The following is a 12996-nucleotide window of genomic DNA, read 5'->3' on the forward strand; positions in this document are numbered from 1 at the left end:
AGATCCACCACCGTCGGACGGCGAGTCTGCAGACACGCACTGCTGATGACGGCGGGTCTCGATACGCCCCTGCGGGGCTACTCGACCAGCATGAAGAGGGCCCACCGCCTAGTGTGCGTGGCAATGCATGCTGATCGAGTAGCTCGCGCAGCGGGCGTATCGAGATCCACCACCGTCGGAAGACGCGTCTGCAGAGTCGCCCTGCTGATGACGGCGGGTCTCGATACGCCCCTGCGGGGCTACTCGACCAGCATGAGCAGGGCTGCGGGGCTGCTCGACCAGCAGGCAAGGGGGCATTCAAGGCCACCGCCGACGTCTCGGGGCGGCGGGCGGCGTCAGGGGCGGTCGAGGCGGGGGGCCGCGGCCAGCAGGCGGCGGGTGTAGGCCTCGCGCGGGGTGCCGAGGACGGCGGCGGCCGGGCCGGACTCGACGAGGCGGCCGTCGCGCATGACGGCGATGCGGTCGCTCATGTGCGCGATGACACCGAGGTCGTGCGAGATCAGGAGCAGGGCGAGGCCGTGGCGGCGCTGGAGGTCGTCGAGCAGGTCGAGGATCTGCGCCTGCACCGAGACGTCGAGGGCCGAGACGGGCTCGTCGCAGATCAGGACGTCGGGACGGGTCGCCAGGGCGCGCGCGATCGAGACGCGCTGGCGCTGCCCGCCGGAGAGGGTCCGCGGCGAGCGCCGCTCCAGCGACGCCGCGAGGCCGACGCTCTCGAGCAGGGCCGGCACCGACTTCGCCCCGGCATCGCGGAGCAGCCGGCCGACGCTCCAGCGCGGGTCGAACGACGACAGGCTGTCCTGGTAGATCGCGCCGATCCGCGGGCGGAGCGGTCGCCGCGCGCGCTCGGTCACCGCCGACCACGGACCGCCGTCGAACTCGACCGAGCCCGCATCCGGGCGGCGCAGCGCGAGCAGCAGCCGGGCGACCGTGCTCTTGCCCGAGCCGGACTCGCCGACGAGACCGAGGGTCTCGCCGCGGCGCAGCTCGAGGCCGACGCCGTCGACGGCCGTGCGGGTGCCGCCGCCGGGCCGGGGGAAGCGGGTGACCAGGTCGGTCGCGCGCAGCAGCAGCCCGCCGGGCGGCGCGGGCGGGACGACGGGCGCGTCCGGATCCGTCAGCCGCGAGCCGCGCGGCCGCCCGGCCGGGACCGCGGCGACGAGCGTCCGCGCCTGGACCGACTCCGGCGAGCGCAGCACCCGCGCCGCCGGGCCGTCCTCGACGACCCGGCCGTCCGCGAGCACCAGGATCCGGTCGGCGAGCCCGGCGACGACGGCGAGGTCGTGCGAGACCAGCAGCAGCGCCCGGCCGCGCGCCTTCTGCTCGGCGAACAGCTCGAGCACCCGCGCCTGCACGGTGACGTCGAGGGCGGTGGTCGGCTCGTCGGCCACCAGCAGCGGCGGGTCGAGGGCGATCGCGGCGGCCAGCAGCGCGCGCTGGCGGAGCCCGCCGGAGAGCTCGCCGGAGCGGTCGCGCATCCGCTCCTCCGGGTCGGGCATGCCGACGCTCGCGAGCACCTCGGCCACCCGCGCCGACGCCTCCGCCGCGGACAGCCGGGAGTGCAGGCGCAGCACGTCGGCGATCTCGCGGCCGATCGGGCGCAGCGGATCGAGCGAGAGCAGCGCGTCCTGCGGCACGAAGCCGACGCCGGCACCCCGGAGGCGGCGCAGCGTCCGCGCGCCCGCGCCGATCACCTCCTGGTCGCCGACCCGGACGCTGCCGGTCGCCGCTCCCCCGCTGAGCCCGAGCAGCGCCCGCGCGGTCACGCTCTTGCCGGAGCCGGACTCGCCGACGATCGCGACGCACTCCCCCGGCTCGATGCGGAAGGACACCCCGTGCACGATCTCGACGCCGTCGAAGGCGACGCGGAGGTCCTCCACCACGGCGGCGCTGCCGGCTCGCCCGGCGCTCATCGCGCACCCCTCAGCCGGCCGCCGAGGACCGTGGTCGCGAGCGTGGTCAGCACGATCGCGAGCCCCGGGAACACCGTCAGCCACCAGGCGCTCGAGAGGTAGGTGCGGCCGGCGGAGAGCATCGCGCCCCACTCCGGCGCCGGCGGCTCGGCCCCGAGGCCGAGGTAGCTGAGCGCCGAGGCCCAGACGATCGCCTGCCCGACGCCGAGCGTCGCCAGCACCGCAAGCGGGCCGAAGGTGTTCGGCAGCACGTGCGCGAGCAGGATCCGCGGCGAGGAGTGGCCGAGCACCCGCGCGGCCTCGACGTAGCCGGAGTCGCGGATGCCGAGCAGCTGGGTCCGCAGGATGCGCGCGTAGCCGGGCGCGGTCGAGAGGCCGACCGCGACCGTCGCGGGGACGACTCCGGGGCCGGTGACCACGATGACCAGCAGCGCGAGCAGCAGCGCGGGGAAGGCGAAGAGGACCTCGAGGACCCGGCCGATCACTCCGTCGATGAAGCGGCCGCCGAACGCCGCGGCGACGCCCAGCACCGCGCCCAGCACGAGGCCGATGGCGGTGGCGCTGACGCCGATGAGGAGGGAGGCGCCGGCGCCGGAGATCAGGCGGCTGAGCACGTCGCGGCCCGACTCGTCGGTGCCGAGGAGGTGGGCCGCGGAGGGCGGGCCGAAGGCGTCGCGCGGGGCGATCGCGAGCGGATCGAAGGGGGCGAGGAAGCCGGGCGCGAGGGCCGCGAGCAGCAGCAGCACGACGAAGGCGAGGGCGAGGAGCTCGCCGACGCGGAGGCGGCCGGCGGCCCGGCGCGCGGGGCGGGCGGCGCGCAGCTCGAGCTCGCTCACGCGCGGGCCTCCTGCGGGCGGGCGGCGGCGAGGCGCGGGTCGACGAGGCGGGCGACGAGGTCCGTCGCGAGGGTGACGACGATGTAGGCGAGGGCGGTCACGAGGACCACGCCGGTGACGACGGGCACGTCGCGGACGGTCACCGCGGCCAGCAGGGTGCGGCCGAGGCCGGGCCGGGCGAAGATCGTCTCGACCACCACCGCGCCGCCGATCAGGTAGCCGAACGCCCAGCCCGAGAGCGAGACGCCCGGCAGCACCGCGTGCCGGAGCGCGTGCCGGAGCCGGATGCCGAGCTCGCCCTCGCCGCGGGCGCGGGCGGCGAGCACGAACGGCGACTCCAGCGCGTCGAGGAGGGAGCGGCGCATCACCTGGCCGAGGAAGCCGGCGAGCGGGATCGCGAGGGTCAGCGCCGGGAGGACGAGGCCGTTCGCGGAGCCGGTGCTGACCGGCGGGAACCAGCGCAGCGCGGTTGCGAAGACGGCGATCAGCACGGTGGCGAGCCAGAAGTGCGGGAGGGCGGCGGCGGTCAGCTCGAGGCCGGAGCCGATCGCGGCGGCGACCCGGCCGCCGCGGGTGGACCAGAGCGCGGTGGCGAGGGCGAGGATCCACGCGAGCGTCAGCGCGAGCGCGGCCAGCAGGAGGGTGCCGGGCAGCTGCTGGGCGAGCAGGTCGGCGACGGGGGTGCGCAGGGAGTAGGAGGTGCCGAGGTCGCCGCGGGCGAGGCGGCCGAGCTGGGTGAGGTACTGCACGAGCAGCGGCTGGTCGAGGCCGTACTGCTCGCGGACCGCGGCGAGCGCCTCCGGAGACGCCTGCGAGCCGGGGCCGCCGAGGATCGCCTGCGCCGGGTCGCCGGGGATCAGGCGGATGAGGAAGAACACGGCCGTCGCGACCGCCCAGAGCACCACGAGCGCGCCGCCGAGGCGCAGGAGGAGGCGGATCATCGGAGGCTCCTCTCGGGGGTGCGGGTTTCTGCGGGTGGGTCTCGATACGCCGCTTCGCGGCTACTCGACCAGCATGGAGGAGGAGAGTGCACCGCTCCTTCACCAGCGTGGAGGAGGCTGCGCCGCTGCTCGACCGGCGTGCGAACCATGCTGATCGAGTAGCCCGCGGAGCGGGCGTATCGAGATCCACCCTGCTGGACACGGCGGGTCTCGATACGCCGCGGCGCGGCTACTCGACCAGCATGGGGGCCGCTGCGTGGCTGTCCGACCAGCACGGGGGCCACTGCTCGACCGGGGTGCGGATCATGCTGATCGAGTAGCCCTCGTACTGGGCGTATCGAGATCCCCCGTGCTGGACACGGCGGGTCTCGATACGCCGCTCCGCGGCTACTCGACCAACATGGGGGCGGCTGCGCCGCTCCTCGATCGGCAGGGCGGCGGCGGCGCCGCTCCTCGATCGGCAGGGGTGCCCTGCGCGGTCAGAGCCAGGCGTCCGCGAACCAGGGGGTCGAGACGGTGGCCAGGGCGGCGACGCCCTGGACGGCCGAGCGGTGCAGGTAGTGGTTCTGCTGGTCGTAGAGCGGCAGGATCCAGTAGCCCTCGAGCACGATCCGCTGCGCCTGGGAGTAGAGGTCGGCGCGCTCGGTCTCGTCGACGGTCGCGCTCGCCTGCTCGAGCAGGGCGTCGAGGGCGGGGTCGTTCACCTGGGCGTGGTTGGCGAAGTAGCCGCTCGGCGCCGGGGTGATGCCGGAGGACGCGTAGAGCGTGCGCAGGACGTCCGGTCCGACCTTCGTGTACGGCGCGCTGACCAGCTCGTACTCGTTCGCCGCGAGCGCGGTGTACCAGCTGGAGAGGTCGAGCAGGCTGATCTGCACGTCGAAGCCGGCGACCTTCGCCGACGCCTGGATCTGCTCGAACAGCGACTGCTCGGCCGGGATCGACTGGTTGGTGCTGACCGGGAGGCGCAGGACGAGCGGGGCGCCGTCCTTCTCGCGGATCCCGTCGCCGTCGGAGTCGACCCAGCCCGCGGCCGTGAGGAGGTCCTCCGCGGCGGCGATCTCGTCGTCCGAGCCGGCGTCCTCGAAGAGCGACGGGTCGGAGTACGCGGTCGCCTCGCTGCTCGACAGCGGCGAGTACGAGCGCTCGGCGGTGCCGAAGAAGAGGGAGTCGATGGCGTCGTTCACGCCGACGGCGCGGATGAACGCCTCGCGCACGCTCTCGTCGTCGAAGGGCGCCTGGCCGGAGTTGAGCTCGAGGCGGTTCACCGAGCCGGGGCGGGGCGCGTCGATCTCGACCAGGTCGGAGGCGTCGGTGGCGGCCGCGAGCGTGTCGGGCTGGGCGTTGTCGATCACGTCGACCTCGCCCGCCTGCAGTGCCGCGTAGCGGGTGGCGGAGTCGGGGATGAAGCGCCAGGTGATGCTGGAGAGGTAGGCGGGGCCGTCGTGGCCCTCGCCGGTCGGGCCGGTCGCGGCGTCGTAAGCATCGTTGCGGGTGAGGGTCACGTGGTCCTGCTTGACCCACTCCGTCACCGTGAACGGACCGGTGCCGACGGGCGCCTCGCAGTTCGCCTCCTCGCCGCGGGCGATGCCGGTGGGCGACTCGATCGCGGTCCACGGCTGCGAGAGCGACTCGAGCAGCGCGCTGTCAGGGGCGCTGAGCGCGAAGCGGGCGACGGTCGGCGAGACGGCGGTGACCGACTCGACCTTCGCGACGGCGAGGTAGCCGGTGGAGGACTTCGTCGCCGGGTCCTGCAGGTGCTCGATGTTGGCGGCGACCGCGTCGGCGTCGAGCGGGGTGCCGTCGGTGAAGGTCAGGCCCTCGCGGAGGGTGAAGTCGTAGCTGAGCGCGTCGTCCGAGACGGTCCACGACTCCGCGAGCCACGGGGTGATGGTGCCGTCGTCGCTGCGCGAGACGAGCGACTCCAGGACCTGGGTCGCGAGCAGCGCCTGCGGGTAGTTGCCGCCGACGTGCGGGTCGAGGCAGGTGGGCTCGGCGTCGCCGGTCGCGTAGGTGAGGACGCCGTCGGCGACCGGGGTGCTGGAGTCTCCCCCGGCGTCGCCGTCGGACGCGGCGGTGCAGCCGGTCAGCAGGAGGGCGGAGGCCGCGAGGGCGGCGAGGGCGGAACGGCGCAGAGTCATGGCGGCTTTCGTCAGGAGGGGGAAGCCGCGTTTCTTGGACCCGGCCCACTAAACGCTACCAGCGCGCTCAGCCTCCGGGCGGAGGTCCCCCGTTCTGCCCGTCTCCGCGAGATGCCACTTATGAGCGCGACACGCCGTGAGAAGTGCACACAAGTGGCATCTCGCGGGAGGGGGCGGACGCGCGGGTCAGCCGGCGGTCGAGGCGCGGACGACGAGCTCGGGCTGGAAGACGACCTGGCGGGGCTCGGACTCGAGGAGCAGCTCGACGGCGGTCGCGCCGATCAGGGCGCTCGGCTGCCGGATGCTCGACAGCGGCACGATGGTCGCGGTCGCGAAGGCGATGTCGTCGTAGCCGATCAGCGCCACGTCCTCCGGCACCCGCAGCTCGCCCAGCAGCATCAGCCCCTGCAGCACGCCGACCGCGAGCAGGTCGTTCGCGCAGAAGACGGCGTCAGGGCGGTCGGCGGGAGCGCGCTCGGCGAGCGCCCGGCCCGCGGCCCGGCCGTCCAGCACGGTGAGCCCCGGCGTCGGCAGCACCTCGAGCGTCGCGCCCGGCACCGCCCCCACGGCCTCGCGCGCGCCGGCGAACCGGTCCGCGACCTGACGGATCGACTCCGGCCCGCCGACCACGGCGATCCGGCGGCGCCCGAGCCCGAGCAGGTGCTCGACCGCGAGCCGCCCGCCGGCGACGTCGTCGACCGCGACCGACGAGAACGCGCTGTCACCCGACTCCCGGTCGACCAGCACGCAGGGGATGCCGTGCGCGCGGAGGCGGTCGAGCCGCGCCGACCCCTCCCCCTGCGGCGAGATCAGCACCCCGCTCACCCGCTGCTCCTCGAACAGATCGAGGTAGGAGTCCTCGCGGTCGGCCTCGGCGTCGGTGCTCGCGAGGAGCACGGAGAGCCCTGCCTCGGCGGCGCGGGCCTGGGCACCCCGGGCGAGCTCGGCGAAGAACGGGTTGCCGGCGTCGAGCACGACGAGCCCGATGCTGCGGCTGCGGCCGGCGCGGAGCTGGCGGGCCGCGTCGTTGCGGACGAAGCCGAGCTCGGCGATCGCGGACTGCACGCGGCGGACGGACTCGGCGCCCACCTTCTCGGGGCGGTTGAGCACGTTCGAGACGGTGCCGACCGAGACTCCGGCGCGAGCGGCGACCTCGCGGACACTGATCGACGGCACATCGTCTCCTCGGGTCGTCGCGGATCGCAGGGCTGCGCGCGATCCGGGAATCATCTCATCCGGCGGCACCGCAGGCGTGCCCCCTCTCTGCAGGCCTTTGACAGCCCGGGAAGCGGAGCGATACGCTCGCCCCACGGCGCTGTGAAACGATTCATACGGTGCCGCCCGGTCGGCGCTCCACCGCACGGCCGGATCGCCCCGCACAGAAGGACCCCGCCGTGACCGACCTCAGCCCCGACATCCTCCGCCAGCTCGAGCAGCAGGCGATCGAACTGCCCTCGTGGGCGTTCGGCAACTCCGGCACCCGCTTCAAGGTGTTCAGCACGCCGGGCACCCCGCGGACCATCGAGGAGAAGATCTCGGACGCGGCGAAGGTCAACGAGCTGACCGGCCTCGCGCCGAGCGTCGCGCTGCACATCCCCTGGGACAAGGTCGACGACTACGCGGCGCTGGGCGAGTTCGCCGCCTCGAAGGGCGTCGCGCTGGGCACGATCAACTCGAACACCTTCCAGGACGACGACTACAAGTTCGGCTCGCTCACGCACTCCGACCCGGTGATCCGCCAGAAGGCGATCGACCACCACCTCGCCTGCATCGACATCATGGACGCGACCGGCTCGCGCGACCTCAAGATCTGGCTCGCCGACGGCTCCAACTACCCGGGACAGCAGGACATCCGCGGCCGTCAGGACCGCCTCGCCGACTCCCTCGCCGCCATCTACGAGCGCCTCGGCACCGAGCAGCGCCTGGTCCTCGAGTACAAGTTCTTCGAGCCCGCGTTCTACCACACCGATGTTCCGGACTGGGGCACCTCCTACGCCCACGTCGCCGCGCTCGGCGACCGCGCCCTGGTCTGCCTCGACACCGGACACCACGCGCCGGGCACCAACATCGAGTTCATCGTCGCCCAGCTGCTGCGCCTCGGGAAGCTCGGCTCGTTCGACTTCAACTCGCGCTTCTACGCCGACGACGACCTGATCGTCGGAGCGGCCGACCCGTTCCAGCTGTTCCGCATCCTCTACGAGGTGGTGCGCGGCGGCGGCTACGGCCCGGACTCGCCCGTCGCCTTCATGCTCGACCAGTGCCACAACGTCGAGGACAAGATCCCCGGCCAGATCCGCTCGGTGCTCAACGTGCAGGAGATGACGGCGCGCGCGCTGCTCGTCGACCGCGCAGCCCTCGAGGAGGCCCAGCTCGCCGGCGACGTGCTCGGCGCGAACGGAATCTTCATGGACGCCTTCTACTCCGACGTCCGCCCCGCCCTCGCGGCCTGGCGCTCGGAGCGCGGGCTGCCGGCCGACCCGATGGCGGCGTATGCGGCGTCGGGCCACGCGCAGGCTCTGGCGGAGGAGCGCGTCGGCGGCACGCAGTCGAGCTGGGGCGCGTAGGTCTCGGCGGGAATCCGCGCACAACTCAGGCTGGAAGGGCCGATCCGACCGTTTCTCGACGGATTCGGGGCTTCCAGCCTTCGTTGTGCACGGCGGCGGGGTGTGACCGGCCGGCGAGCGGGGTCCTGAGCGCCGTCGGGTGCGGGATCCGGGGGCCGATCGGGCCGTCCGGCTGACAGAGATGAACTCCGGCTCGCGGAACGAGCTCCGGCACGCGGAAACCCGGCGTTTCGACGAGCCGAAGGTGCTTCCGCGAGCCCGACGTCGCTCCGGCATGACCTCCGGCACGCGGAACGAGCTCCGGCACGCGGAATCGCGGCGTTTCGACGAGCCGGAGGTGCTTCCGCGAGCCCGACGTCGCTTCCGCATGACCTCCGGCACGCGGAACGCGCTCCGGCACGTGGAATCGCGGCGTTTCGACGAGCCGGAGGTGCTTCCGCGAGCCCGATGTCGCTTCCGCATGACCTCCGGCACGCGGAACGCGCTCCGGCACGCGGAATCGCGGCGTTCAGACGAGCCGGACGTGTTTCCGCGAGCCTGAGGTGGCTCCGGCACGTTCCGGCACGCGGAACGAGTGCCGGCACGTGGAATCGCGGCGTTTCGACGAGCCGGAGGTGTTTTCGCGAGCCCGACGTCGCTTCCGCATCCGCCGGCACGCGGAACGAGCCTCGGCACGCGGGATCGGCCCGTTTCGACGAGCCGGAGGTGCTTCCGCGAGCCCGAGGTCGCTCCGACGCCTTCCGGCACGCAGAAGCAGCTCAGGCTCGTGGAATCGCGAGATTCTCGCGAGCCGGAGGCGATTCCGCGAGCCGGAGGTCGCGCCCGGGGTCAGAGCGCCGCCCGGAGGCCGTCGACCAGGTCGTGCTGCGCCTCCCGGCCCGCGCGGGTCGGCACCAGCGGGTACACGTGCAGCTGGCCGACCGCCTCGTGCAGCTCGAACGGCACACCGGCCGCCGCCGCCTTCTCGGCGAGGACGTGCGCGTCGGGGTTCAGGACGTCGCGGGTGCCGGTGTAGACGCTCAGCGGTCCGAGGCCGGCGAGGTCGCCGAAGAGCGGACTGACGATCGGGTCGAGCAGGTCGAGCTCGCCGCGCCACTTCTCGGCCAGGACGCGGCCGCCCGGGGTGCCGAGCCACGGATCGCTCGGCTGCACCTCCGGGATGCGCGGGTTGCTCCAGGAGAGATCGAGCGCGGGCGAGATCAGCGTGGTCGACGGCAGGACGACGCCCTCGTCGCGGAGGGCGAGAGCCGTCGACAGCGCGATCTGGCCGCCCGCGGAGTCGCCGGCGAGCGCCGTCGCGCCGTACCGGTCGAGACTCCGGTGCACGAGCGCGCGGACGCCGTCGCGCGCCTCGAGGGCCGTGCCGAACGGGACCAGCGGGTAGATCGGCAGGGTGACCGCCGCAGAGGCCTCGTCCGCGATGCGCGCCGCCAGCCACCAGTGCTGCGGCGCGATCTCGTTGACCCAGCCGCCGCCGTGGGCGTAGACGACCCCGCCGCGGATGCGCTGCGGGCGGATCGTGTAGACCGGCCAGCCGCCGACCTGCTCGACGTCGACGCGCACTCCGGGTCGCAGGCGCGGGGGCGGGCCGAAGCGGGCCGGCCGGAGGGCGTTCTCGCGGATCCGGCGGCGAGCGCCGTCCGCGCTGACGAACGTGCGGTTGGCGCGGGCCAGGCGCAGGGCGAGCGGGACGAGGGCGTCGGGGACGGCGAGGGGCATGCCCCAGCATCTCCCGCGGGAATCAGCGGAGCCTGGGCGCTCCGGCGCGCGGCGGATGCGGGCGCGGCCCCGCTCGGCCAGGGTGGTGCGATGGACACTGCACCGCTGCTCACCTGGACCCTCGCGCAGGAGATCCCGGTCCCCGCCGACGTCGACTCCCTCCTGGTGGAGGGGGAGAAGGCGGTCGCGTCGTTCCGCACGCTCCGCGACTCCGCCACCTTCACCACGAAGCGGCTCATCGTGCGCGACGCCCAGGGGCTGACCGGCAAGAAGGTCGAGATCTACTCGCTGCCGTACAGCTCGATCAACATGTGGTCGAGCGAGAACGCGGGCACGTTCGACCTCAACTCCGAGGTCGAGCTGTGGACGCGGGCCGGGCACATCAAGGTGAAGCTCGGGCGCGGAGCGGACATCCGCCGGCTCGACTCGCTGCTCGCCTGGGCGGTCCTGCACCAGCACTGACGCCGGCGGGCGCTCGCGCGGACCCGGCGTGACCGGTGTCGTCTCCGGCACGTGGGATGAACGTCGGCACGCGGAAACCGCGAGATTCGGCGAGCCAGCGGTGACTCCGCGAGCCGAAGATCGGGCCCGTCACCTTCGGCACGTGGAACGGGCCTCGGCTCGCGGAGATCGGCGGATTCAGCGAGCCGGAGGTGCTTGCGCGAGCCGGAAGTGGGGCGGGCCTCCAGAATCGGTGGGCGGTGCCGTGGCTCAGTCGCCGCCTCCGCCGCCTCCACCGTCCGAGCCGCCGCCGCCTCCACCGTCCGAGCCGCCGCCGCCTCCACCGTCCGAGCCGCCGCCGCCGCCGTCGGAGCTTCCGCTGTCCGACGAGCCGCCGTCCGGGGAGCCGCCGTCGTCGGCGCGGCCGTCGCGGGTGTCCGACCCGCTCGAGCTGCTGTCGCCCGTCGCGGCGGTCGAGCCGCCGTCCCGTGAGGCCGGGCGCGCTCCCGGTGCGCCCGCGCGCATCCGCAGCACGGTCGCGATGACCGATCCGACCACCGCGATGGCGACGACGAGGGCGACGAGCGCCGCGATCTGCTGGTTCTCCACGTCCGGCTCCTGACTGCGTGAGTGAATCCTCAGCTTCACCGTAGCGAGCGGGGCTGGACGAGGGCGACGGGACGGAGGCCGCGCAGAACATCGGCCAGGAATGGCTCTCATCGCCGAGGGGCGATGAGGGACGCTCTCGGCTGATGTTCTGCCGAGCGGCGGGTCTCGATACGCCCCTGCGGGGCTACTCGACCAACATGCAGCGGTGCCTGCGGGGCTGCTCGATCGACATGCAGCGGCCCTTCCGGGGCTGCTCGATCAACATGCACGGGCCCCTGCAGGGCGGCTCGACCAGCATGCAGAGGTGCCTGCGGGGCGGCTCGACCAGCATGACGGGACGCCGCCGCATCCTTGCGTTCCGGATTGATCACCCTGGCGGTGCAGGGCTGTCCATGCTGATCGAGTAGCCCGCGCAGCGGGCGTATCGAGATCGACCAGCGTCAGAACATCGGTCTGCAGACCCGCCCTGCTGAGGACGGCGGGTCTCGATACGCCCCTGCGGGGCTACTCGACCAGCATGCAGCGGCCCCTGCGGGGCTACTCGACCAGCATGCAGCGGCCCCTGCGGGGCTACTCGACCAGCATGCAGCGGCCCCTGCGGAGCTGCTCGACCAGCATGCAGACGCCCCTGCGGGGCTGCTCGGCCGGCGAGCGGAGACCGCGGCCGGGCTGCACGACCAGCAGGGTGGGCCGACGCGGCCGCCCGCGCCGGGCGCTACGGTGACCCCATGCCGAGACAGCCGACGATCCGCGACGTCGCGGTCAGCGCGGGCGTCTCGTACCAGACGGTGTCGCGCGTGCTCAACGACAGCCCGCAGGTCCGGCCGCGCACCCGCGACAAGGTGCTCGCGGCCATCGACGACCTCGGCTTCCGGCGCAGCGCCGCGGCTCGGGCGCTGGCAGCGGGCCGCTCCGGGCTGATCGGCATCCTCGCCGCCGAGAGCCACAGCTTCTACGGCACCGCCACGGCGATGGCCGCGATCGAGCAGGCCGCGCGCGACGCCGGCTACCGGGTGCCCGTGGTCAACGCGGCGCCCGACGCGGAGTCGCTGGCCGCCGCGCTCGAGCACCTACAGCGCGAGGCGGTCGAGGCGATCGTCGTGCTCGCGCCGCAGGAGCGCGCGCTCGAGGCGATCGAGAGCCTCGCGATCGGAGTGCCGTTCGTCACCCTCGGGGCGGCGGGGCGCGGGGCCGACCCGCGACTCCTCGTCGACCAGGCCGCCGGTGCGCGGCTCGCCGCCGAGCACCTCCTCGCGCTCGGCCACACCCGGATCGCCCACCTCGCCGGTCCGCAGCACTGGGTGGAGGCGCACGCCCGACTCGACGGGTTCACCGCCCGGATGGCGGAGGCGGGGCTGGAGCCGGCCGCGGTGATCGGCGGCGACTGGACCGCGGAGTCCGGCTATCGGGCGGGACGGCGGCTGCTCGACGAGGTCGCCGACCTCACCGCGGTGGTGGCCGGGAACGACCAGATGGCGCTCGGGCTGCTGCACGCCTGCGCGGACCGCGGCGTGCGGGTTCCCGAGGACCTCAGTGTCGTCGGGTTCGACGACGTGCCCGAGGCCGCGCACTACCGACCGCCGCTGACGACGATCCGGCAGGACTTCGCCGAGGTCGGCCGCCGCACGATCGGCGTGGTGCTGGCGGAGCTGCGCGGCGAGCCGGCCGCCGTCGACCGGCCGGTGCCGCCGGTGCTGGTGGAGCGGGACTCGACGCGGGCGGTCTGAGGCGGAGGCGCTGACGGCGGGTCTCGATACGCCCCTGCGGGGCTACTCGACCAGCATGAAGACTGCGGGTCTCCTGGGAAAGATCACCTCCTGCGGAGGGGAAGCCAT

General features: G+C 73.8%; 11 protein-coding genes. 4 read left to right on the forward strand and 7 right to left on the reverse strand.

What is annotated here, in order from left to right; all coding sequences use genetic code 11:
* Positions 1-335 precede the first annotated feature (335 nt).
* Genes EDF17_RS09360 through EDF17_RS09370 form a run of 3 tightly spaced genes read right to left on the reverse strand, consistent with a single transcriptional unit; the run spans position 336 to position 3690 of the window.
* Positions 336-1913: an ABC transporter ATP-binding protein gene (locus tag EDF17_RS09360; RefSeq protein WP_123446847.1), complete on the reverse strand. Its 1578-nt coding sequence runs from the start codon at positions 1911-1913 to the stop codon at positions 336-338.
* Positions 1910-2749, reverse strand: a complete 840-nt coding sequence (locus tag EDF17_RS09365; RefSeq protein ID WP_123446848.1) for an ABC transporter permease — start codon at positions 2747-2749, stop codon at positions 1910-1912. The genes EDF17_RS09360 and EDF17_RS09365 overlap by 4 nt, the downstream gene beginning before the upstream one ends.
* Positions 2746-3690, reverse strand: coding sequence for an ABC transporter permease (locus EDF17_RS09370; RefSeq protein WP_123446849.1), 945 nt, complete (start codon positions 3688-3690; stop codon positions 2746-2748). The genes EDF17_RS09365 and EDF17_RS09370 overlap by 4 nt, the downstream gene beginning before the upstream one ends.
* 86 nt (positions 3691-3776) lie before the next feature.
* Here EDF17_RS09370 and EDF17_RS09375 point away from each other — a divergent pair, with 86 nt between their 5' ends.
* Positions 3777-4010 (forward strand): hypothetical protein, encoded by a 234-nt coding sequence (locus EDF17_RS09375; protein WP_123446850.1) that lies wholly within the window; start codon positions 3777-3779, stop codon positions 4008-4010.
* Positions 4011-4169: 159 nt separating this feature from the next.
* On the opposite strand, the gene EDF17_RS09380 is transcribed toward EDF17_RS09375, so the two are convergent.
* Together EDF17_RS09380 and EDF17_RS09385 are read right to left on the reverse strand one after the other, a co-directional pair.
* A complete protein-coding gene (locus EDF17_RS09380; protein WP_123446851.1) occupies positions 4170-5828 on the reverse strand; it encodes an ABC transporter substrate-binding protein in 1659 nt (552 codons plus the stop codon).
* A gap of 186 nt (positions 5829-6014) precedes the next feature.
* Entirely contained in the window at positions 6015-7004 is a 990-nt protein-coding gene (locus EDF17_RS09385) for a LacI family DNA-binding transcriptional regulator (RefSeq protein WP_243732844.1), read from the reverse strand.
* 218 nt (positions 7005-7222) lie between these two features.
* Between EDF17_RS09385 and rhaI the strand changes: the two genes are divergently transcribed.
* Positions 7223-8392 carry an L-rhamnose isomerase gene (gene rhaI, locus EDF17_RS09390; protein WP_166649636.1) on the forward strand — a complete coding sequence of 390 codons (1170 nt, stop codon included), beginning with the start codon at positions 7223-7225 and terminating at the stop codon, positions 8390-8392.
* Between the two features lie 828 nt (positions 8393-9220).
* On the opposite strand, the gene EDF17_RS09395 is transcribed toward rhaI, so the two are convergent.
* Positions 9221-10111: an alpha/beta hydrolase fold domain-containing protein gene (locus EDF17_RS09395; RefSeq protein ID WP_123446853.1), complete on the reverse strand. Its 891-nt coding sequence runs from the start codon at positions 10109-10111 to the stop codon at positions 9221-9223.
* Between the two features lie 90 nt (positions 10112-10201).
* Between EDF17_RS09395 and EDF17_RS09400 the strand changes: the two genes are divergently transcribed.
* Positions 10202-10573 (forward strand): PH domain-containing protein, encoded by a 372-nt coding sequence (locus EDF17_RS09400; RefSeq protein ID WP_123446854.1) that lies wholly within the window; start codon positions 10202-10204, stop codon positions 10571-10573.
* Between the two features lie 249 nt (positions 10574-10822).
* On the opposite strand, the gene EDF17_RS20140 is transcribed toward EDF17_RS09400, so the two are convergent.
* On the reverse strand, positions 10823-11161 hold the full coding sequence (locus EDF17_RS20140; protein ID WP_185019980.1) for a hypothetical protein: 339 nt from the start codon (positions 11159-11161) through the stop codon (positions 10823-10825).
* A gap of 728 nt (positions 11162-11889) precedes the next feature.
* Here EDF17_RS20140 and EDF17_RS09410 point away from each other — a divergent pair.
* Positions 11890-12888, forward strand: coding sequence for a substrate-binding domain-containing protein (locus EDF17_RS09410; RefSeq protein ID WP_123446856.1), 999 nt, complete (start codon positions 11890-11892; stop codon positions 12886-12888).
* The last annotated feature ends 108 nt before the right edge of the window (positions 12889-12996 follow it).

It is taken from the genome of Rathayibacter sp. PhB1, assembly GCF_004362935.1.
Taxonomy (GTDB): Bacteria; Actinomycetota; Actinomycetes; order Actinomycetales; family Microbacteriaceae; genus Rathayibacter; species Rathayibacter festucae.